This window comes from Anaeromyxobacter diazotrophicus (assembly GCF_013340205.1).
Classification (GTDB): Bacteria; Myxococcota; Myxococcia; order Myxococcales; family Anaeromyxobacteraceae; genus Anaeromyxobacter_A; species Anaeromyxobacter_A diazotrophicus.
In genome coordinates this window covers 103,827-124,644 of the sequence record NZ_BJTG01000004.1, presented here as the reverse complement: position 1 = coordinate 124,644, position 20,818 = coordinate 103,827, and the positions used below count along the sequence as shown (strand labels likewise).

The window sequence follows — 20,818 nt, the reverse complement described above, 5'->3', positions numbered from 1 at the left end:
GCCCCACCTGACCTCACACCGCTGGATCCGCGTCAAGGTCTTGACGCCTGGGACCATGGTACGCGGCGACACTGGCCCTCGCCTGATCGGCGAAGGTCCGAGCAGGGGGGAAGCATGACGCGCACGACAAGGTGGTCGGCGACGCTGGCCGCGGCGGCGGGGCTCTCGCTCCTCGTCGCCGGCTGTGGCGGGAGCGCCGACGGCGCCACGTGGCAGCGGCGTGTCGTCTCGAAGCGGCCGGCGGCGACCGCGACGCAGTGCACGCCCACCGGCGCGCACGCCAAGCACGACGCGTCCGGCATCGCCTGCGCCGTGTGTCATCCCTGTGGCGGCGTCCTCGCCTTCAACGGCTACACGTACACGGGCGGCACCTCCGCCACCGGCACCCTCACGCCCGGCAGCGGCACCACGCCGACCACCTGCGGCGTCGGCTGCCACAGCCCGCTCGGCGCGCCCGCCCACACGGTGGCGTGGAACCAGGGCACGCTCAACTGCACCGACTGCCACACGCTCACGGCGCTCCCGGCCACGCACCCCGCCCTCGGGATCGCGAACCCGACCCGCGACGACTGCCAGATCTGCCACGACGTCACGAAGCACACCCAGGGAACGGTCAAGTTCATCTCGCACGCGACCTCCTGGATGGACCAGGCCGACCCTGGCTTCCACGCCTTCTCCGCGGACAAGAGCCTCGCCACCTGCCAGGCCTGCCACGGCCAGGATCTGAAGGGCGGCTCGGTGGGCGTGGCGTGCGGGCAGTGCCACGACCAGGCGCTGCCGGCCGGCGTGACCACCTGGTCGCAGAACTGCGTCATGTGCCACGGCGGGACGGACAACCAGACCGGCGCTCCGCCCAGGGCGACTTGGGGCCAGGCGAGCGATCCGGTTCGCGTCGGCGCGCACAGCGCGCACCTCGCCCCGACCGCCATCTCCCCCGGCTTCGGCTGCGTCGTCTGCCACGTGAAGCCCGCCGACGCCTTCGCCGCCGGCCACATCGACGGCCCGACCGCCACCGTCACGTTCGGCGGCACCGCCGTCGGCGACACGCCGCCCGCCGCCTGGAACCGCGCCGCCCCGACCTGCTCCGGCACCTACTGCCACGGCAACATGCGGAACGGGAACACCGCCAACGCGCCCGACTGGACCAAGGTCGGCCAGCAGCAGGCCGCCTGCGGCACCTGCCACGGCATCCCGCCCCCGGCGCCGCACCCGAAGAGCGGGAGCAGCCTCACCGTCTGCTCGATCTGCCACGACAAGACGATGAACCCCGACGGCACCATGATCCCGCCGTCGAACGGCGGCCTCCACCTCGACGGCGCCATCGAGGCGAGCGGACACGACCCCTCGTGGATCGACCCGACGAGCCCCGACTTCCACGCCTTCACGGCCGTTCGCGGCCTCTCGAGCTGCAAGACCTGCCACGGCGCGCTCCTCGACGGCGGCGTGAGCGGCGTCGCCTGCGCCGACTGCCACAACGGCAGCCGGGCCTCGAACTTCGCCACCTGCATCGGGTGCCACGGCGGCGACGCGAACGCGACCGGCGCTCCCCCGCGGACGATCTGGGGCCAGGGGAACGACCTCATCCGCGTGGGCGCCCACACGAAGCACGTGGGCTCGACGCTGGCCACGCCGTTCGACTGCGCGGTGTGCCACGTGACGCCCACCGACATGTTCTCGCCGGGCCACATCGACGGCCCCTACGCCACCGTCACCTTCGGCGGCGTGGCGACGAAGGGGTTCGCGCCGCCGGCCTACTCACGGCCGAACGGCGCCACCTGCGCCAGCACGTACTGCCACGGCGGCTTCAAGGGCACGTACACGTACACCTCGTGGGACTGGTCGCTCGACCAGCCCGTCTACGTGACGGTCTCCTACGCCGGCAAGAACGCCACGCCCGCCTGGACGGACGGACCGATGACCTGCGGCTCCTGCCACGGCAACCCGCCGCGCACCGGCTACTGGCACAGCGGCAATCACGGCGGCGGCAACCAGTGCCAGGTGTGCCACCCGGACGCGACGGGCACCACCGCCGGCGTGGGCACCGGCATCTCGAACCCGGCGCTGCACGTCAACGGGGCGGTGGACGTGGCGCCGCGTTGGGGCTCGAGCTGCTTCGGCTGTCACTGACGCGCTGAAGACCTCGCTCACGGCCGCTCGCCCGGACAGGGTGGGCGGCCGTTCGCGTTTCGCGAGCGGGTGAAAAGCCCCAGCGGTCGCGTCCGGCTGGTTTCTCCCCCGGACGATGGCCCAAAGCAGGCGCTCGTCCCCCGTGCGGAGCGCCGTCCGCGCAACCGATGCGCCTCGCACGCACCGGGAGTGACGGACCGTCGCTCACTGCGCGGTAAGGCCTGCGACCTTCCGCCGCAGCGCCCATGGAGCGAGCGCCTGGGACCGGGGCGACCTGACCAGCGCCTTGGGTGATAGCGCCCACTCGCCGCCAATTCCCCCATCGCCCTGCCGCAGCCAACCATCTGCTTTTACAGCGGTTGGCGCCTTTGCCGCGCTGGCACTTTCGATGCTTAGGGCTCCTGCACCGAAGTGGGGCTGGTCGCAGGGAGAGGTGGGGCCTGGCCGCCCGCCCACAGGAGAGACATGAAGCAGCGCGTCGCCATCGCCGCCGTCCTCGCTGCCCTCGCGGCCCTGCCGCAGGCCGCCGACGCGCAGGCGATCCGCGCCCGCTATCTCTACAGCCTCTCCACCCTGAACGGCTTCATCCCGTTCCAGGGCGCCCGACTCTCTTACGACGCCCGCGACGACGAGCTGTTCGTCCTCGGCGGCGGCGGGGTCCGCGTCTTCAACCAGAGCGGCATGGAGGTCTTCGCCTTCGGCGAGGACCGCGAGCTCGGCAGCGTCCTCTCCATCGCCGCGCTCGACGACGGCGAGCTCATGGCCCTCACCGCCGACCAGCAGCTCACGCTCGTCCGCTGCAACTTCCGCGGCGAGGTGCTGCACAAGGTCGCGGTCACCGGGTTGCCTCCGTCGCTCACGAACTTTCGGCCGGGCGGGCTCCGTCAGGCCCAGGGTCACCTGTACCTGTGCGACTTCGGCGCGATGAAGGTCGTCGTCACCGATCTCGAGGGCCGGTTTCAGCAGCTCCTCGACGTCGGCCCGATGCTCGAGGTGAAGAACGAGCAGCAGCGGCAGGACCTCGGGTTCAAGGGGTTCAACGTCGATCGCGAGGGCAACGTCCTCTTCACCATCCAGCCGCTCTTCAGGGCCTTCGTCCTCTCGCTCGACGGCAAGCTCCGCCCCTTCGGCCAGCGCGGCGGCGCGCCGGGCAAGTTCAACATCGTCGCCGGGATCGCCGCCGACGAGCAGGGCCGCATCTACGTCACCGACCTCCTCAAGTCGGCGGTGCTGGTGTTCGACAAGGAGCTCCGCTTCCAGCGCGAGTTCGGCTACCGCGGCCCGAACCCGGAGAACCTGCTCGCGCCGGTCGACATCGAGGCGGGCCATGGCCGCGTCTTCGTCTCGCAGTACGCGCGGCGCGGCGTCAGCGTCTTCCAGATCGAGGACGCCGCGCAGCTTTTGAACTGAGAGTTCATTCACTGTTGTGGGGGAGAGCAGTCGCAGTCGCAGCTCAAACGCAGCAGGTCAGCAGTCCAACAGAAGGGGAGAGTCAATGAAGCTTCTCAAGATCACGTTCGCGGCGGTGTTCGCGCTTGCCTTCGGCAACGCGTACGCCTTCCACTCCGGCGGCGTCGGCGAGTGCGAAGGCTGCCACACGATGCACAACTCCTTCGAGGGCGCGAAGATGACCCCGAAGGGCGGGACGATCCTCCAGTCGGGGATCTACCTCCTCAAGGCCAGCGACCAGTCGTCGGCCTGCCTCAACTGCCACGAGGGTCCGCTGGACCGCCCGAGCAGCTACCACATCGCCACCCCGGACAGCCTGATGGTCGGCGACTCCGTGCCGGGCACGCTCCTCACCTCGGCGCAGGTCCCCCAGACCCAGACCCCGGGCGGTGACTTCGGCTGGGTGAAGAAGACCCTGAACTTCAAGGTGCGCGGCGCGCTGACCTCGATCGAGGGCGACCGCCACGGCCACAACATCGTCGCGGCCGACTACGGCTACAACAAGGACGCGATCCAGACCGTCGCGCCGGGCGGCACGTTCCCCCGCGAGAACCTGGCCTGCTCCTCCTGCCACGACCCGCACGGCCGTTACCGCCGTGACGCGACCGGCGCGATCGCCACCACTGGCCTCCCGATCTTCAACTCCGGCTCGTACAACACCAGCGCCGCCCCGGTCGCTGGCAAGGGTGCGGTCGGCGTGTATCGCCTCCTCGCCGGCAAGAACTACCAGCCGAAGTCCTTCTCCGGCACGGGCAGCTTCGCCTTCGCGAACGACCCGCCCGCCGCCGTCGTCGCCGGCAACTACAACGCCTCCGAGGGCACGGACGGCTCCGCGCTGGTCCGCGTCGCTTACGGCCAGGGCATGGCCGAGTGGTGCGCCAACTGCCACGGTGGGATGCTCGAGAACGGCTACACCTCCGGCATGCCCGGCCTGGTTCACCCGGCCGGTAACCTCGCCAAGCTCCCGTCGTTCATCGTGACGAACTACAACAGCTACGTCACCTCGGGCATCATGACGGGCGCGCAGGCCACCGCGTACACCACCCTGGTGCCCTTCGAGCTCGGCACGAACGACTACACCGCCCTCGCGGCGGCCGTCGCCTCGCCGAAGTTCGGCGCGGACACCACCAACGCCCCGAACGTCATCTGCCTCTCCTGCCACCGCGCGCACGCGTCGGCCTTCGAGAGCATGACCCGTTACAGCATCTACAACGAGTTCATGACGATCGCGGACGCCTCGGGCAACGCCATCTACGACCCGAGCACGGCCGACGGCAAGATCAACATGGGCCTCGACCAGACCGCCCTGCAGGTCGCGTACTACGGCCGCGCGGCGACCGCGTTCGGGCCGTACGCCCGCGGTCTCTGCAACAAGTGCCACGCGAAGGACTAGCCGTCCTCCGCTGCTGCTGACGTGAGAGGGGGGCCGCGAAAGCGGCCTCCCTTTTTTTATTCCCGACCGTGGCGCGATGCCGCCGCAGCCGATTTCGCGATCGCCCGGTCGCTCGGCCGGGTTACGATGGCCCTCTTCCTGGGAGGCCCGATGAGGAGCGCCACGACCTGGCTCGCGCTGGCCATGTGCGCCTTCGCCTGTGCGGCACCGGCGCGCTCGCAGCGCACCCTCCCTCCCCTCGGGGACGAAGGGGAGGTGTACGTCTACCTCGAGCCCTTCCCGGCCGAGGCTGAGCACCTCGCCTTCACCGTGTCCGCCGCGCAGGTGGCGCGCGCCGACGGGCCCGCCGCTCCGCTCGAGCTGCTTCTCCCTAACCTGGGTGGCCTCGGGACCAGCCGGCAGCGGCTGCTCGCCTGGGGACGGCTACCGCCCGGGGACTACACCTCGCTCCTCCTCACGGTGAAGCGCGCCACCCTCGGCTCGCCCGAGGGTCGCTCCGACCTGCTCGTACCGCCGGAGCCCGACCGCGTCCCGGTGGCGTTCCAGGTGGAGCGCGGGCGGGCCACGCTGGTCGCGCTCACGCTGCAGTACGCGCGCTCCGTGGACCGGAGCTTCGCCTTCTCGCCCGCTTTCACGGCCGAGCAGGCGCGGACGCCCGTCGAGCAGCTCATCGGCTACTGCTCCAGCACCGCCCTCGCCAGCCTCACCGCCTTCGACCGGCACCGGCACCGGGCGCTGGCGGTGACGCCGGTCGGGCGCGCCCCGGAGGGCGTCGTGCTCGACCGCCGCGCCCACCGCGCGTACGTCGCGCTCCCTGGCGAGGACCAGGTGGAGGTCCTGGACCTCGCCACCGGCGCCGATCTGCAGCGCCTCCCGCTGCGCGGCGGCGATCGGCCGCGGGAGCTGGCGCTCACGCCGGACGGGCAGGCGCTGGTGGTCCTCAACCAGGGCTCCTACTCAGTGAGCTTCCTCGACCTGTCCACCGCCAGCGAGCTCGCCCGCGCGCCGACCGGCGAGGAGCCCTACTCGCTCCGGCTCGACCGCTCGGGCCGCCGCGCCTACGTCTTCAACCGGCGCTCCAACACCGTCACGGTGGTGGACCTGCCAAGCCGGCAGGTCGCGGCGACGGTGCCGGTGGACGCCGAGCCGCTGCGCGGCCAGGTGGACCGGACGGGCGGGCGGCTCTACGTCGTCCACGGCGGCTCCTCCTACCTGACGGTGCTCACGCTGCCCGACCTCACGGTGGCGAGCCGCCTCTACGTCGGGCTGGGGGCGAGCGCGGTCGAGGTGGACGTCCGCACCGACCGCGTCTACGTCGCGGTCGGTCGCACCCTCGAGGTGTTCGACCCGCTCTCCATCGTCCCCATCGACAGCTTCGAGCTGCCCGGCGCCGCCTCGACGCTGGCGGTGGACGAGGTGGAGAACACCCTCCTGGCCGTCCTCCCCGACCTCCGCGCCGTCGCCTTCATCGACCTCACCAGCCGGCACCTGACGGGCCTGGTGGACGTCGGCGAGTCGCCCTACGCCACCGCGATCGAGGGGGAGCTCCGCTGAGCGATGCCGGCGCGGAGCGATGCCAGCGCGATCGCGGCCCGGGCGCTCTGCGCCCTGGTGCTCGCCGCGTGGGCCGCCGCCGCGCGCGGCGACAGCCTCTCCGCGGTGGCCGAGCCGAGCTACGTCAACTCGGTGACCCGCACCACCGACGCGGCCGGCAACGTCACCGAGAGCCGCATCAGCCAGTGGCTGCAGCGCTACCGGCTGGCGCTCGACAAGCAGCTCTTCCCGCTCGTGAGCTTCTCGGGCGGCGGGCTCTACGAGTGGACGCTCGGGAAGACCTCGCTCGACGGCGTCCGCACCGACCAGGACCTGAAGCGCTGGACGGGCTACGGCCGGCTCACCCTCGGCACGCCGGTGCTGGGCGGCGGCCTCAGCTACGATCGCACCGAGGAGAGCTCCAGGGTGACGACCGCGGGGGAGGCAGTGAGCGCCCCGACCCGGTTCCGCGAGAGCTACACCGCCTACGCCGGCTGGAACCCGGCCGACCTGCCCTCCCTGCAGCTCCGCCTCTCGCGCAACCTGAGCTACGACGGCTCCCGCCGCGCCCTCGACAACGCCACCGACGAGGTGTTCCTCGGCGCGATCTACCCGCCCGACCGCGACACCGACCTCCGCTACAGCTTCCGCTACACCGACAACACCGACCGGGTGAAGCGCAGCGAGTCGCGCGACGTCGTGAACGCCGGGCGGATCACCCGCTCCGACCACCTCCTCGACAACCGGCTCCAGACCTATGTGTCCTACAGCCTGGCGGCGCGCACCACGGACGTGCTGGCGGTAGGGAACGGCGGCACGGTGGCGGTGCCGCAGGTGCCGAGCGCCGGCCTCTCCCTCATCGAGGACTTCCCGGCCACCCCGGAGCGCGACACCCTGGCGCCGAACCAGCGCCTCGTCGACGGCGACCTGGCCGGCAGCGCCGGGATCGACCTCGGGTTCGCCCCGGTCCTCGCCGGCGACGTCAAGCTCCGCGATCTCGGCGCGCAGTTCGGGACCTCGCTCTCCACCGTCAACACCCTCTACCTCTGGGTGGACCGGCAGCTCCCGGACGCGGTCGCGAACGCCGTCTCCTTCGACGTCTACCGGAGCGACGACAACGTCACCTGGGCGCGGGTGGACAAGGCGATCCCCGCCGGCGGCGGGGCGCCGGTGCAGTTCAGCTCGCTCTTCAACCGGTTCGAGATCACCATCCAGCAGACCCAGGCGCGCTACCTCAAGGTCGTCGCCAAGGGCATCCTGCCCTCGGTCACCGCGGACCAGCGCTACGCGAACATCCTCGTCACCGAGCTCCAGTTCCTGCAGATCGTCCCCGCCGAGCAGGCGCGCGCCAGCCACACCGACGTGAGCGGCGTGCTGACCGCCTCGGCGCGCTACCAGATCCTGAGCGTCCCGAACCTCGCCTACGACACCTCGCTCTTCATCACCCACCGCCTCGGCCCGGCGCAGTACACGTGGAGCCTCATGAACGGCCTCTCGCTCACGAAGCGGCTCTCGCCCATCGTCGGCCTGAGCGCTCGCCTGGACCGCGCCGACTCGGACGAGACGCGCGGGCACGTGTCCTCGAACCGCTTCAGCGCCACGCTGGCCGCCGACCCGCTCCCGACCCTCGGCGCCAGCGCCACCTACAACGCCCAGCTCGGGCAGAACGCGGCCGGCACCTCGTTCGGCAACGGCGCCACCGCCGGCGTCCGGGCCGACCTGTACCAGGGGGTGAGCCTCTCCGCCAACGCCAGCTACAACGCGGGCCGGAACGAGAACGGCCAGACGATCACGAACGCGGTCCTCGGCGCGAACACGACCCTCACCCCGAACCGCCTCCTCGCGCTCACCGGCAGCGCCGCCGTCAGCTCCTCCAGCGCCTCGGCCGGGGCCGGCCGCCCCGAGACGACCGATCGCTCGCGCCGCCTGGAGGGCACCGCCTCGTTCACGCCGGTGCCCGCGCTGGCGCTCTCCGGCGGCGTCGCCCGCGTCATCGGGACCCGCGGCACCACCACGCTCGCCAACTTCAACGGCAGCTTCTCGCCCTTCCCCGGCGGCACCCTCTTGCTCCGATTCGGATACTCGGAGACGCTCGACACCGCCGCCGACCTCAAGACCCGCCAGTACGGGCCGTCGCTGCGCTGGAACATCCGCCAGGGCACCTTCGTGGACGTCTCCTACAGCCTCAACGACACCCACTCTCCGGCGCTCGACACCAGCTCCCGCTCGCTGTTCGCGGGGCTGGTGCTGGCGCTCCGCTGACCGCGCATGCCGAGGAGCCACATGCACCCGTCCCTCAACCCATCGCGCGCCGCCGCGCTGCTCGTGATCCTGGCGGCGTGCGCGTCTCACACCTCGCACCGCTATCAGGACGCGAACATGGACTTCGGCTCCGTGAAGACGGTGGCCGTCGTCCCCTTCACGAACCTGAGCCGCGACAACCTCGCCGGCGACCGGGTGCGCGACGTCTTCGCCAACGCCCTGCTCTCCACCGGCGCCGTGTACGTGCTCCCCCAGGGCGAGGTGATCCGGGGGCTCGGCAAGGTGGGCGTCGCCTCTCCGACGGCCCCGAGCGTGGACGAGGTGGTGAAGCTCGGCCAGACGCTCAAGGCCGACGCCGTCATCACCGGCGTGGTGAAGGAGTACGGCGACGTGCGCTCGGGCACCGCGAGCGCCAACGTCATCTCGCTGAGCATCCAGATGCAGGAGACCGCCACCGGCAAGGTGGTCTTCGCCGGCTCCACCACCAAGGGCGGGATCCGCTTCCGGGACCGGCTGCTGGGCGGCGGCGGAGAGCCCATCAACGACGTGACCGAGGCCGCGGTCAATGACCTCATCGACAAGCTCCTCAAGTAGCCGCCGCGCCCTCCTGGCGCTGCTCGCCGCCGCGGCGTGGGCGCTGCCCCCGCCCGCGGCGGCGCAGGCGCCGGCCGAGCCGGCCGAGCCGGCCGAGGAGGCCCCGCTGCCGGTCCCGCCGCGCGAGCCCGGCGCGCTGGCGCGGGTGGCGGTGTTCCCGGTCGAGAACCTCTCGGGCGCCGCGATCGGCGCGCGCGAGCTCCGCGGCGCCGTCGAGCTGGCCCTGGCGCGACGGGGGCTCGACGTCATCGGCGGCGACCTCCTCGAGCGCTTCCTCGCGCGACACCGCATCCGCTACACGGGCGGAATCGACGCCGCCACCTCGGCCGCCGCGGCGCGCGACCTCGACGTGGACGGGGTCGTCGTCTCCTCGCTCGACTTCTACGACGAGTCGCGGCCCTCGTTCGGCATGACCATGCGCCTCGTCTCCGGGCCTGAGGCGACCGTGCGCTGGATCGACGGCGTCGCCCAGGCGGGCGATGAGTCGCCCGGCCTGCTCGGGCTCGGGATCGTGCGCGAGGTGCGCACGCTGCGGGACCGCGTGCTCGCGCGGCTCGGCCAGTCGCTCGCCGACGCGCTCCAGGGGAAGGGGCCGAGCGCCCCGCCCTGCCCCGACGGCCGGCGCTTCCGCCCCAAGGTCCGGTCGCGGACGGGGATTTTCGCGCAGGACGAGGAGCGGCTCACGGTGGCGGTGGTCCCATTCCGCAACCTCTCGCGCCGCCGCTTCGCCGGCGAGGCGGTGGCGCTGACGTTCGCGCGGCAGCTCGCCTCGATGCCGGGGCTCACCCTCGTCGAGCCGGGGGTGGTGCGGGACGTGCTTCTCCGGCAGCGGATCGTGATGGAGGGCGGCGTCTCGCTCGACCAGCTGCGGACGCTGCACGGCGCGCTCGGCGTGGACCTGCTCGTGGCCGGCGACGTCTTCGACTACACGGACGCCGGCGGCAGCGGCGCGCCGACCGCCAACTTCACGGTCTCCGTGCTCGACGACCGGGCGGGGCGCGTCCTCTGGCAATCGACGTCCTACAACCAGGGGGACGACGGGGTCTTCTTCTTCGACGCCGGCAAGGTGGGCACGGTGCCCCGGCTCGCCTGCCGGATGGCGCGCTCCGCGGTCGAGCAGATGGTGAGCGCGCCGCGCCGGCCAGCGGGCGCGGCCGATCCGCAGCGGAAGCCCGATCATGCCCGCTGACGCCCCGGAGATCGCCCGCTTGCTCGCCCTCCCTTCGGCCGCCTTGCCGCAGCGCAATTCGCACCGGCCCGAGGGGGCGACCGCGCAAGTCCTGCGCTGCGCCCGCCGTCGCAGGGGAAAACCTGCTGAGATCCTCTACACCTGCGCGTGCTGCGGTCACCCCGGCGGGGCACGTGGGTTGCAGCACGGCCGGGCACACAACCGGACCCTGTCGAGCTTCGCCGCGGCGCTTCGCCACGGCCGTACCGAACCGTCCGTCCAGAAGGGGCAAGTCACGTGAACAACCGCCGGCTGCTCGCCACGCTCCTCCTCCTCGTCTCGCCGGCCGCCGCGCTGGCGGAGGCCAAGGCCTCCTCGTCCGGGGTGAACGCCTACTTCACGCGGGACGGGAAGAGCACGAAGGTGCCCCTCTTCGCGCCCGCCTCCGCCACGCTGCCGGTGGCCGAGGTGGAGAACGAGGCCATCACGCTGGGCGAGCTGTCGAAGGTGCTCGCCGGCGCCCACGGCGCCATGGGCGACGCCAAGAGCGCCGGCAAGAAGGACTTCGCGCCCCTCCTCGACCGGATGATCGACGCGCGGCTCCTCGTCATCGAGGCGCGCGCGATGGGCATCCCGGAGCTCCCCGAGCTCAAGAAGGCGGTGGCCGAGCACCGCGAGCAGGCGCTCCGCGAGATGGTGAAGGCGAAGGTCCTCGCGCCCGTGCGGCCCGACCAGATGGCGGTCGAGCGCGCCTACCGCGAGACCGTGAAGGAGTGGAAGGTGAAGTCGGTGCTGTTCCCCGCCGAGGCCGACGCCCAGGCGATGAGCGCGGCGGTCGCGGCCGGCAAGAGCTTCGACGAGCTCGCGAAGAAGGCGGTCGCGGACAAGAAGGCCAAGGGCGGCGAGCCGGCCGTCTTCCTGCCTCGCAAGGAGATGCTCCCCCAGGTGCTGGAGGCGGTGCAGCCGCTCGACGTGGGCGCGGTGAGCGCGCCGGTCAAGGTCGGCGAGGGGTTCGCGGTCCTCAAGGTCGAGGCGTTCCGCTACCCCGAGAACCCGAAGGCGCGCCAGGAGGCCGAGAAGCGGTCCCTCACCGGCAACCAGCAGCTCGCGCTGGCGCGCTTCTACAAGGGCCTGGTGAAGAAGTACGCCAAGGTGGACGAGAAGCTGCTCGCGAAGCTCGACTTCGAGGCCGCCAAGCCCGGCTTCGCCGCGATGAAGAAGGACGAGCGCCCGCTGGTGCAGCTCAAGGGCGAGAAGCCCATCACCGTGGCCGACCTCGCCAAGGGGCTCGAGGGGCAGTTCTACCACGGGCTCGAGGGCGCCATCCGCGAGAAGCGGGTCAACGCGCAGAAGGCGAGCACTCTCGACGGCCTCGTCTCGCCGCGGATCGTGGTGCTCGAGGCGCGGCGGCAAGGGCTCGACAAGAGCGCGGCCTACCGGCAGGAGCTGGCGGAGTACGAGCGCTCCACCACCTTCGGCACCTTCCTCGAGAAGACCATCGCCCCCTCGATCAAGGTCACCGACGAGGAGGAGCAGAAGTATTACGAGCAGCACAAGGCGGAGTTCAGCTACCCCGCCATGTACAAGCTCGAGAGCGTCGCCTTCCGCGACGTGAAGGACGCCCAGGCCGCGCTCACCAAGCTCCGCTCGGGCACCGACTACAAGTGGTTCAAGGCCAACGCCGAGCGGCAGGTGCCGGACGAGCTCGCCAACCCCTCGCTCGATGGCTCGACGGTGGCGGCCACCACCATCCCGGCCGACCTGGCGCAGCAGCTCGCGGGGACGAAGAAGGGCGACTACCGCCTGTACGCCGCGAAGAGCGCGCAGTACCACGTGGTCCACGTCTCCGACGCCATCGCCACCGGCGCGCAGCCCTTCGCCGAGGTGAAGGGGCAGATCGCGAAGAAGCTGTTCGCCGAGCACGTCGAGGCCGCACTGAAGGACTACGCCGGCAAGCTGCGCAAGGCGCACCCGGTGAAGGTGTACCTGACCAAGATCGGCTCCTGACGCCCTCCACGCCTACCGAGGACACGCCCGTGACCTGGACCATGCGACGGTGGACCACCCTGCTCGGCCTGGCCGCGGCGGCGCTGCTCGCCGCCGCCCCGGGCGCGGCGGCGGCGCAGCGCGCCATGAAGGGCAAGGACTGCACCGAGTGCCACAAGAAGTTCAACGAGAAGTACGGCTCGGCCAAGTTCGTCCACGGCGCGGTGAAGCAGAAGCGCTGCGAGGACTGCCACCTCCGCCACGGCATCGTCCCCAAGCTGGCGCTGAAGCAGCCGGGTAACCAGCTCTGCTACGCCTGCCACGCGAAGCAGACCATCGGGATGGACAAGCCGAACGTCCACCCCGTGCTCCGCAACGGCAACTGCACCAAGTGTCACGACGCCCACGGCTCCAACCAGCCGCACATGCTGCGCGCGGCCGGCAACGAGGCCTGCTACGAGTGCCACAAGCGGGCGCCCTTCGAGCAGAAGGTCGTCCACCCGGTGCTGGCGAAGGAGGGCTGCAAGGCGTGCCACCTGGCCCACGCCTCCGCCCAGAAGGCCCTCCTCGTCGCGGCGCCGAACCAGCTCTGCGTGAAGTGCCACGACGCCGGCAAGGGCAACTTCAAGAAGGCGCACGGCGACTACCCGGTGGCGACGAAGTCCTGCACCACCTGCCACGCGCCGCACTCCTCCTCCGAGCCGAAGCTCCTCCGCGCGTCGCTCCACAACCCCGTGTCGAGCGGCTCCTGCGATGCCTGCCACCAGCCCGCGACCTCGCCCAAGCCGTTCGCGGTGACCGAGCAGGGCGGCAAGCTCTGCGCGAGCTGCCACGACGACGCCGCCCTCGCCAACGGCGGGACGGTCCTGCACGCCCCCTTCAAGAAGGGCGAGTGCCTCTCCTGCCACGACCCGCACGCCTCAGACTCCGCCAAGCTGGTCCGCGCCGCGGGCGACCAGCTCTGCCTGCGCTGCCACAAGAAGATGGCCGAGCCGGTGGCGGTGAAGCACAAGCCGCTCGCCACCGGGGGCTGCGCCTCCTGCCACAAGCCCCACGCCAGCAAGGCGAAGTCCCTGCTCGACACCGAGGCCACCGCGCTGTGCGCCTCCTGCCACGCGAAGACGGTGCAGCAGAAGCGGAAGACGGTGCACCAGCCGTTCGCCAAGGGCGCCTGCATCGCCTGCCACGACCCGCACGGCTCGAACTTCAGCGCCATGGCCAAGGCGCGCGTCGACCGCGTCTGCTACGGCTGCCACCAGGACGCCGAGACGCGCTTCATCAAGACCCACACTCACAAGCCGGTGCTCGACGGCCTGTGCGACAGCTGCCACTCGGGCCACGGCTCCGACAACCCCAAGCTGCTCCGCGCCACCGGCGCCCAGCTCTGCCAGCAGTGCCACGGCGAGCTGATGAAGGACCCCGGCAGCGGCTCGAACCACCCGCCGTTCGCCAAGGGCGACTGCCTGGGGTGCCACGACGCGCACGGCACCAACGCCACCGGCATGCTGGTCACCGACCAGAAGGCAGTCTGCCTCAAGTGCCACGCGAAGCAGGGCCAGGAGGCGGCCGGCGCGAAGAGCCTGCACGCCGCCTTCGACGCGGGCGACTGCAGCAAGTGCCACAGCCCGCACAAGTCGGCCCTGAAGTCGCTCCTCCTGGCGGGGAGCCCCGACCTCTGCCTCTCCTGCCACAAGCAGATGAAGGAGAAGCTCGCCGCCGAGAAGCCGCACCAGCCGGTGGACGACTGCCTCACCTGCCACAAGCCGCACAGCTCGACCGAGCCGTGGCTCACCACCCAGCCGGTGGCCGAGCTCTGCAGCCAGTGCCACGACTTCAAGGCGAAGGAGTTCGCGGCGGCCCACCTCTCCATCGACCCGCAGCGCGTCCGCTGCGTCAGCTGCCACGATCCGCACGCGTCGAAGGATCCCAAGTTCTTCAAGGCGATGGTCCACGCTCCCTTCGCGGCGCGCCAGTGCGACGCCTGCCACCTGGCGAACCCGAAGTAGAGGACGAGCTCATGACCGCGAGACACCTCTCCCTCGTCGTCGCGCTGGCCGTCTCCGCCGGCGCCGCGGGCGCGGCCCGCGCCGCCCCGAAGTCCCAGGGCAAGGCGGCGGCGGCCGCCACCACGCAGCCGGTCTCCTCCGCCCAGGCCCCCGCCGTCTTCAAGCTCAAGGCGGGCGCGGAGGGGCGGCTCTGCCTCGACTGCCACGTCGGCGCATTCGAGGACGTGCTGAAGCGCCCCTTCGTCCACACGCCGGTGCGCTCGCGCCAGTGCACGGGCTGCCACAACCCGCACTCCTCGGAGCACGGCAAGCTGCTCGCCAACCAGGGCAACGGCGCCTGCTTCCGCTGCCACGCCGGTGTGGTGCCCAAGGCGCCCAAGAGCACGCACAAGCCCATCGCCGAGAAGGGCTGCGTCGCCTGCCACGACCCGCACGCCGCGGCCAACAAGAACAACCTGGTGAAGCCCGCCGCCGACCTGTGCGCGGGCTGCCACAAGCCGGTGGCCGAGGCCGCCGCCAAGGCGAAGTTCAAGCACCGGCCCATCGAGCAGGGCGGCTGCACCGCCTGCCACGACCCGCACGGCTCGGACAAGGGCCCCTCGCTCCTCCGGGCGGACGTGCCGGGCCTCTGCCTGCAGTGCCACAAGATCGACAAGCCGATCATCGCGCAGAAGCACCTCAACTACCCGGTGGGCAAGGCGCGCTGCACGAGCTGCCACGACCCGCACGGCTCGGACAGCCGCGGCATGCTCTACAACCGCGTCCACCCGCCGGTCGCCAAGGGCATGTGCGCGCAGTGCCACGAGCCGGCGGGCTCGGCCAACGCGCTGCGGACCCGGGCACAGGGCGCGAACCTCTGCCGCGGCTGCCACGCGCAGAAGATGAACGCGATCGCCACCAAGGGCCAGGTCCACCGGCCGGTGGTGGACGGGAACTGCCTCGCCTGCCACGGGCCGCACGCGTCGCCCGCGAAGGGCCTGCTCAAGGCCAGCATGACGAGCGTCTGCGGCGCCTGCCACGAGGACTCGATCAAGCGGCAGCAGCTCTCGCCCACCAAGCACCAGCCGGTGAACGAGGGGCAGTGCACCGCCTGCCACGACCCGCACGGCGCGGACGTGCCGCTCCTGTTCGTGAAGTCGGACGTGGTCGAGCTGTGCGGCACCTGCCACGACTGGCTCAAGCACAGCTCGCACCCGATGGGCGAGAAGTTCAAGGACCCGCGCAACAAGAACCTGACGGTGCAGTGCCTGAGCTGCCACCGCAGCCACGGCACCGAGTACAAGCACATGATGCCGTACGCCACGACCAACGACCTGTGCACGAAGTGCCACGAGAACCTGAAGAGGTGATGACCGTGCCCACGCCCAGGAAGATGGCGGCGCTCCTCGCGGGCCTGCTCCTCGTGCCCGCGGCGGCGTCGGCCGAGCCCGTCGCGTTCCTCTTCGAGCAGGCTCTGTACCAGGACGCCAAGGAGGCGCCGCTCAAGACGCCGGAGGGCGTCGCGTGCTCCGAGGAGAAGGTGGTCGTCGCCGACACCGGCAACGGTCGGCTGCTCAGCTACCCGTTCAAGAACGGGCGGCTCGGCGCCGGCGCGGAGCTCAAGCTGGTGCAGGTCTCCTACCCCACCCGCGTCCAGCTCGACAGCCACGGCGGCATCCTGGTCCTCGACGGCAAGACGCACCGCATCGCCCGCCTCGACGACAAGGGCGCCTTCGGCGGTCTGGTCGAGCCGCGGGGCGTGGCCAACGCCTCCTCGGTGGTGGTGGGGAGCTTCAAGGTCGACGCGTCGGACAACCTCTACCTCCTCGACGTCGCCGGCCGGCGCGTCCTCGTGCTCGAGGCGAACGGAGGCGGACGCCAGCTCGAGCTGCCCGCCGGCGGGCAGTTCACCGACGTCGCCGTGGACGCCGCGGGCACCCTCTACGCGCTCGACGCGGTGGGCGCCGCGGTCTGGGCCGCCGAGAAGGGCTCCAGCGCCTTCCACGCCCTCACGAAGGGCATGAAGGACCGGATGAACTTCCCCGTCTACCTCACCGCGAGGCAGGGGAAGCTCTTCCTGGTCGACGCGCACGGGAACGGCATCGTGGTGCTCGGGATCGACGGCAGCTTCCAGGGCCGGCAGCTCAGCATCGGGTGGAACGAGGGGTTCGTGTACTACCCGAGCCAGCTCTGCTTCACGCAGTCCGCGGCGTTCGTGGCGGACCGCTACAACAACCGCGTCCAGGAGTTCTCCCTGGTCCAGTAGACGGCCCGCCGGCGCCCGCCTTTCAGCGGCCGGCCGGCGCCGCCTCCCCTGCCGCGGCGGACGGCTGCCCCGCGTCGCGGGCCAGCTCCGCGATCCGGGCGGCGGCGCGGGGATCGCTCGGCGCCACGTCGAGCGCCGCCGCCACGTGTGGCAGCGCCTCGCCCGGGCGGCCCTCCGCCACGAGCACGAACGCGAGCGCCTCCTCGAGGCCCGGGTGCCCCGGGTTGCGCCGGCACCCCTCCCGCAGGACCTCCTCCGCCCGCCCTAGCTTCCGCTGCCGCGCCAGGAGCGCGCCGTACTGGTACCGGTAGTCCGTCGCGTCCGGCATGGCCTCGACGGCCGCCGCGAGCGCAGCCTCGCCCTCCGCCGGGAACCCGGTCCGGGAGAGGATCACCCCGGCGTCGCGCCACACGTCCGGGTCCGAGGACAGCCGCACCGCCTCCCGGGCGGCGGCGGCGGCCTGGTCCGGCGCGTCGCCGAGCAGCGCCGCGTAGGCCCGGGCGCGCGCGCGGCGGTCCGGTTCGCGCGTGAGCCGCGCCTCCTGCTCGGTCTCCCGCCGCGCCTCCTCGACCCGCCCCAGATCGAGGAGCTGCGCCGCCAGCTGGGCGTGCGCGACCGGGCTCTCCGGAGCGTCGCTGACCGCCCGGCTCCACAGGGCGAGGTCGTCCCGGTACGCGGTCGCGCGTTCGAAAGTCAGCGCCGCCAGGATCCCGGTCAGCGCAACGGCAGCCGCCAGGCCGGCGCGCGGCGCGTGGCGGCGGAGGGCGGCGACGGCGCACCCGCCCAGCGCCGCCGGGCCGATCACCCCCAGGTACTGGAGGTGGTTCGAGATCGGGGCGAGCCGGGCGTACGCCATCTCCACCAGGCCGAGGACCGGCAGCAGCACCACCGCGGTGTAGCCGAGCGCGAGCGCGAGCGCCCTCGCCCACGGGCGGGCGCGGAGGGCCCACAGCGCGGCCGCCAGGGCGGCGAGCGCGGCGAGCGGCGCAAAGTACCGCGGATCAGCCGGCGGCACGGGCCAGGGCGCGTAGATCACCGCCGCGGTCCAGGGGAGGAGCTCCGTCGTGAGGTACCCGGCGAGCGCCCAGCCCGCGCCGCCCAGGCGCTCCCCCAGCCCGGCCGCGGCCAGGTGGCCCCCGAGCGCGTGCTGGTGCTGGAACCACACGGTGATGCCGGCGAACAGCGCCGCGAGCGCCGCCAGCGGGGCGAGCGCGGCGAGGTCGCGCCGCGCCAGCCGGCCGCGGCGGAGCCAGCCCACCCCGAGGAGGACGGCCGGGAGCGTGAGGACCGACGCCTTCGCCAGCAGCGCCAGCCCGTAGAAGAGGAACGCGGCCGCCGCGTGGCGCCTCCGGCCGCCGTCCACCCACCGGATCCAGGCCAGCACCGCCGCCAGGAACGGCAGCGCCGAGAGCGTGTTCTTGGTCTCCGAGATCCAGGCGGCCGAGTCGACCGTCACCGGGTGCACCGCGAAGAGCAGCGCCCCGAGCCAGGCCCCCGGGACGCGCAGCTCCCGCAGCACGCGCCACAGCAGCAGCGCGGTCAGCGCGTGCAGCGCGAGGTCCACCGCGTGGTAGCCAGCCGGGTCCGCGCCCCACAGCCGCCACTCGGCCCACAGCGCCGTCCAGGTGAGCGGCCAGTAGTCCTTCACCCCGGCGCCGCTCCAGATCCGCCACAGGGCGCCGCGCACGACCGCCCCCTGCTCGACGAGCGCGTGGTCGTCGAAGACGAACCCGCCGCGGAGCGCCGGCAGGTGCGCCACCCACGTCAGGGCGGCGAGCGCGGCCGCCTGCCAGCGGCGGGGGACGTCGGCGAGGCGGTCCATGGGCGCGATGATAGCCCATGCCCCATCGAGGTGCCGGCCGCCCGTCCGGCCCGCGGGGACCCACGCTCCGGGTGAAGACGCGGCTCCGGGGGCGTGCTATCAGATCGCGCGGGGGGGATCTCGTGGCTCGATCCGGCTGGTTCACGATGGCCGCGCTGTGCGCGCCGCTGGTGCTGGCCGCGGCCGCCGAGCCTGCCGCGCCGCCGCCGGGCCAGGCCTCCGGTCCGGCGGTATGCGCGCTCGAGCTCGGAGCGGAGCGGACCACCGCCTCGAGCGTCTGCACCGGCTGCCACGACGGCGCCCTGGGCGGGAGCTTCGAGCACGGCGGTCACCGGGTCGAGATCGCCTACGCCCCCTACCCGGCCGGACTTCGCCCGAAGCCGGAGGAGCGGAAGGTGAACGTCGTCCTGCCCGGCGGGCGCATCACCTGCATGACCTGCCACGACGCGCGCTCGGCGCTGCCGAGCCACCTGGCGGCGCCGACAGGTGGACCGGTCGAGCAGCGGCTCTGCGTCGCCTGCCACCTGTTCGACTAGGGACCGTCAGTCGCCGAGCGTGTGGCAGACCTTGCAGAGCGGGGTCGGGCTGACCGAGGTACCGTCCGACAGACCGCGGCCGTCCGTGCTCGCGACCCGCCGCTCGTACGTGGATGGGTCGGCGACGTTGACGGAGGGGCGGACTCCGGCGCCGGGGGGGATCGCGAGCCGGTGCGCCCAGCGCGAGCGCGCGTCGTGGCAGGAGACGCAGCGGACCTGCCCGTCGGGAAGGAAGACGCCTCGCCGCACCACCTCGGCGGCGCTGCGGAGCTCTCCCCGCGACCTCGCCGTCCCGGCCGCATAATCGAAGTCCACCGGATGGGTCGAGTGGAGCGCGTGGCAGGCGGTACAGTCCTGGGCGGTGCTCCGGTAGGCGTCGGCGTCGAACAGCTTGCACCCAGCCACGCCCGTCGCCGCGGGCGTGGCCTCGGGGGCGGCCTTCGGCGCCGCACCCCGGGACCGCGCGTCCTCCTCGGCGATGAGCCGCGCGAGGTCCGCCTGGTACTGGGTGAGCGCCCTCCGGTCCTGCGTCCCCGCCAGTGACAGCGAGTTCGAGGTCGTGCGCGCCGCCTGCGCCAGCGACACCGATGGTCCCGCAGCGGCGAGGAGGAGGACGGCGAGCCTCGTAGGGCTTCTCATGGCCGCTCGCCTGAGCGAGCGGCGCGCCACCGGTCCCGGGTCGCAAGCGCCCGGATGGTGGGCCATATCGGCCTGCCCCGCGAACGCGGGATGCGGCTCCCGCGACCCCCCGCGCGAACCGCAAGCCGCCGCTTCCACAGGCGATATCGGCGCGAAGGCCCTCCCCGCCTCGGGCGCTACCCGAGGCTCCGAAGCCTCAGGCGCTGGCCCGCCCGCCCGCCCGCCTCCCCGCACCCGTCCCATATGACACCGCCCCGCGAAACGTGGACAGCGAGGGCGGGCACCACAAGCGAACAGCCTCGGGGCCCGCGCGCCGGGCCAGCCCGGGCGGAACCGCTCGGCGAGCGCGGGGGCTTCAGCGGTTGGAGCGCACGACCGCGCAGACCTGGAGCAGGCGCGTCGTGCCCTCCAGCTTGCACTCTGGGACCGTCTGGCAGATGGCGCGGCAAGCGTCGTCCTTCAGGGTGCAGATCCGCCGGTGCGGGCCGGCGGCCTGACACTCGGCGTTGCACCCGGGCGCCTCGGCGATGAGCTTGTCCGAATCCTCCAGGGTGAAGCTCTCGAAGGCCTGGGCGCGCGTACACGCGGTCGAGGCGGATCCCAGTGCGAGGGCCAGGACGGCAGGGAGCTTCCAGGTCACGGGGGCCTCCACGGTGGTCGAGGGACAGGCCGGATCGTTGTACTATTCAATCTCCGCCCTGCAACTGGAGGATACCTCGCGATGACCTCGACGACGGTGCTCCTGCTCGCGCTCGTCGCCACGGCGCCCCCGCGCGGCGGCGCCCCTGCTCGCCCCGCTCCCACCGCCTCCTCGGGAGCCGCCGTGCTCCGCGCCAAGCGCGCCTTCCGGACGGCGCTCGACCTCTGCGCGCCCCCCGGCCGCTGCGAGGCCGGGACCAAGGCGGCAGACCCCGAGTACGTGAACCTCCTCAAGGAGTCCGAGAAGAAGTTCATGGACGCGTGCCAGGCCTGCGCGCCCGCGGAGAAGTGCGACGCCGAAGCCCAGCGGCTCCGGGAGGGCAAGCGCAGCCCCGGCGCGGCGCCCTGCGAGTGACCCC

At 72.4% G+C, this 20,818-nt stretch carries 16 protein-coding genes; 13 read left to right on the top strand and 3 right to left on the bottom strand.

The genetic code is table 11. The features are described from left to right. The first annotated feature begins 114 nt into the window (after positions 1 to 114). From HWY08_RS09155 to HWY08_RS09105, 11 genes are all read left to right on the top strand, one after another. On the top strand, positions 115 to 2,127 hold the full coding sequence (locus HWY08_RS09155; protein WP_176064573.1) for a CxxxxCH/CxxCH domain c-type cytochrome: 2,013 nt from the start codon (positions 115 to 117) through the stop codon (positions 2,125 to 2,127). Between the two features lie 465 nt (positions 2,128 to 2,592). Further along, positions 2,593 to 3,537: an NHL repeat-containing protein gene (locus HWY08_RS09150; RefSeq protein WP_176064572.1), complete on the top strand. Its 945-nt coding sequence runs from the start codon at positions 2,593 to 2,595 to the stop codon at positions 3,535 to 3,537. Positions 3,538 to 3,622: 85 nt separating this feature from the next. Next, positions 3,623 to 4,969, top strand: coding sequence for a cytochrome c3 family protein (locus tag HWY08_RS09145; protein ID WP_176064571.1), 1,347 nt, complete (start codon positions 3,623 to 3,625; stop codon positions 4,967 to 4,969). A 150-nt stretch (positions 4,970 to 5,119) separates the two neighbouring features. Further along, a complete protein-coding gene (locus tag HWY08_RS09140) occupies positions 5,120 to 6,523 on the top strand; it encodes a YncE family protein (protein WP_176064570.1) in 1,404 nt (467 codons plus the stop codon). 3 nt (positions 6,524 to 6,526) lie between these two features. After that, positions 6,527 to 8,764 (top strand): hypothetical protein, encoded by a 2,238-nt coding sequence (locus HWY08_RS09135; RefSeq protein WP_176064569.1) that lies wholly within the window; start codon positions 6,527 to 6,529, stop codon positions 8,762 to 8,764. Between the two features lie 21 nt (positions 8,765 to 8,785). Next, on the top strand, positions 8,786 to 9,358 hold the full coding sequence (locus HWY08_RS09130; RefSeq protein ID WP_176064568.1) for a GNA1162 family protein: 573 nt from the start codon (positions 8,786 to 8,788) through the stop codon (positions 9,356 to 9,358). Continuing rightward, complete coding sequence (locus tag HWY08_RS09125; protein WP_176064567.1) at positions 9,330 to 10,547, top strand: hypothetical protein; 1,218 nt, start codon at positions 9,330 to 9,332, stop codon at positions 10,545 to 10,547. Before HWY08_RS09130 ends, HWY08_RS09125 begins: the two co-directional genes overlap by 29 nt. A gap of 276 nt (positions 10,548 to 10,823) precedes the next feature. After that, complete coding sequence (locus HWY08_RS09120; RefSeq protein WP_176064566.1) at positions 10,824 to 12,533, top strand: peptidyl-prolyl cis-trans isomerase; 1,710 nt, start codon at positions 10,824 to 10,826, stop codon at positions 12,531 to 12,533. 29 nt (positions 12,534 to 12,562) lie between these two features. Further along, positions 12,563 to 14,518, top strand: a complete 1,956-nt coding sequence (locus HWY08_RS09115; RefSeq protein ID WP_235969542.1) for a cytochrome c3 family protein — start codon at positions 12,563 to 12,565, stop codon at positions 14,516 to 14,518. A gap of 11 nt (positions 14,519 to 14,529) precedes the next feature. Continuing rightward, a complete protein-coding gene (locus tag HWY08_RS09110; protein ID WP_176064565.1) occupies positions 14,530 to 15,867 on the top strand; it encodes a cytochrome c3 family protein in 1,338 nt (445 codons plus the stop codon). Then, on the top strand, positions 15,867 to 16,763 hold the full coding sequence (locus HWY08_RS09105; RefSeq protein ID WP_235969541.1) for an NHL repeat-containing protein: 897 nt from the start codon (positions 15,867 to 15,869) through the stop codon (positions 16,761 to 16,763). The genes HWY08_RS09110 and HWY08_RS09105 overlap by 1 nt, the downstream gene beginning before the upstream one ends. A 22-nt stretch (positions 16,764 to 16,785) precedes the next feature. On the opposite strand, the gene HWY08_RS09100 is transcribed toward HWY08_RS09105, so the two are convergent. Continuing rightward, positions 16,786 to 18,585 carry a hypothetical protein gene (locus HWY08_RS09100; protein ID WP_176064564.1) on the bottom strand — a complete coding sequence of 600 codons (1,800 nt, stop codon included), beginning with the start codon at positions 18,583 to 18,585 and terminating at the stop codon, positions 16,786 to 16,788. Positions 18,586 to 18,707: 122 nt separating this feature from the next. Between HWY08_RS09100 and HWY08_RS09095 the strand changes: the two genes are divergently transcribed. Continuing rightward, complete coding sequence (locus HWY08_RS09095; protein ID WP_176064563.1) at positions 18,708 to 19,121, top strand: hypothetical protein; 414 nt, start codon at positions 18,708 to 18,710, stop codon at positions 19,119 to 19,121. A 6-nt stretch (positions 19,122 to 19,127) separates the two neighbouring features. Here HWY08_RS09095 and HWY08_RS09090 read toward each other — a convergent pair whose 3' ends face one another. Both HWY08_RS09090 and HWY08_RS09085 read right to left on the bottom strand, forming a co-directional pair. Beyond that, positions 19,128 to 19,760 carry a hypothetical protein gene (locus HWY08_RS09090; RefSeq protein ID WP_176064562.1) on the bottom strand — a complete coding sequence of 211 codons (633 nt, stop codon included), beginning with the start codon at positions 19,758 to 19,760 and terminating at the stop codon, positions 19,128 to 19,130. 355 nt (positions 19,761 to 20,115) lie between these two features. Beyond that, the gene (locus tag HWY08_RS09085) at positions 20,116 to 20,400 is read right to left on the bottom strand and encodes a hypothetical protein (RefSeq protein WP_176064561.1); all 285 of its coding nucleotides are present in this window, start codon (positions 20,398 to 20,400) and stop codon (positions 20,116 to 20,118) included. Positions 20,401 to 20,481: 81 nt separating this feature from the next. Between HWY08_RS09085 and HWY08_RS09080 the strand changes: the two genes are divergently transcribed. Beyond that, positions 20,482 to 20,814: a hypothetical protein gene (locus HWY08_RS09080; RefSeq protein WP_176064560.1), complete on the top strand. Its 333-nt coding sequence runs from the start codon at positions 20,482 to 20,484 to the stop codon at positions 20,812 to 20,814. Positions 20,815 to 20,818: the final 4 nt, after the last annotated feature.

Coding starts and splice junctions, on each gene's coding strand:
- HWY08_RS09155 (WP_176064573.1), top strand. CDS start 115: ATGACGCGCACGACAAGGTGGTCGGCGACGCTGGCCGCGGCGGCGGGG.
- HWY08_RS09150 (WP_176064572.1), top strand. CDS start 2,593: ATGAAGCAGCGCGTCGCCATCGCCGCCGTCCTCGCTGCCCTCGCGGCC.
- HWY08_RS09145 (WP_176064571.1), top strand. CDS start 3,623: ATGAAGCTTCTCAAGATCACGTTCGCGGCGGTGTTCGCGCTTGCCTTC.
- HWY08_RS09140 (WP_176064570.1), top strand. CDS start 5,120: ATGAGGAGCGCCACGACCTGGCTCGCGCTGGCCATGTGCGCCTTCGCC.
- HWY08_RS09135 (WP_176064569.1), top strand. CDS start 6,527: ATGCCGGCGCGGAGCGATGCCAGCGCGATCGCGGCCCGGGCGCTCTGC.
- HWY08_RS09130 (WP_176064568.1), top strand. CDS start 8,786: ATGCACCCGTCCCTCAACCCATCGCGCGCCGCCGCGCTGCTCGTGATC.
- HWY08_RS09125 (WP_176064567.1), top strand. CDS start 9,330: ATGACCTCATCGACAAGCTCCTCAAGTAGCCGCCGCGCCCTCCTGGCG.
- HWY08_RS09110 (WP_176064565.1), top strand. CDS start 14,530: ATGACCGCGAGACACCTCTCCCTCGTCGTCGCGCTGGCCGTCTCCGCC.
- HWY08_RS09105 (WP_235969541.1), top strand. CDS start 15,867: ATGACCGTGCCCACGCCCAGGAAGATGGCGGCGCTCCTCGCGGGCCTG.
- HWY08_RS09100 (WP_176064564.1), bottom strand. CDS start 18,585: ATGGACCGCCTCGCCGACGTCCCCCGCCGCTGGCAGGCGGCCGCGCTC.
- HWY08_RS09090 (WP_176064562.1), bottom strand. CDS start 19,760: ATGAGAAGCCCTACGAGGCTCGCCGTCCTCCTCCTCGCCGCTGCGGGA.
- HWY08_RS09080 (WP_176064560.1), top strand. CDS start 20,482: ATGACCTCGACGACGGTGCTCCTGCTCGCGCTCGTCGCCACGGCGCCC.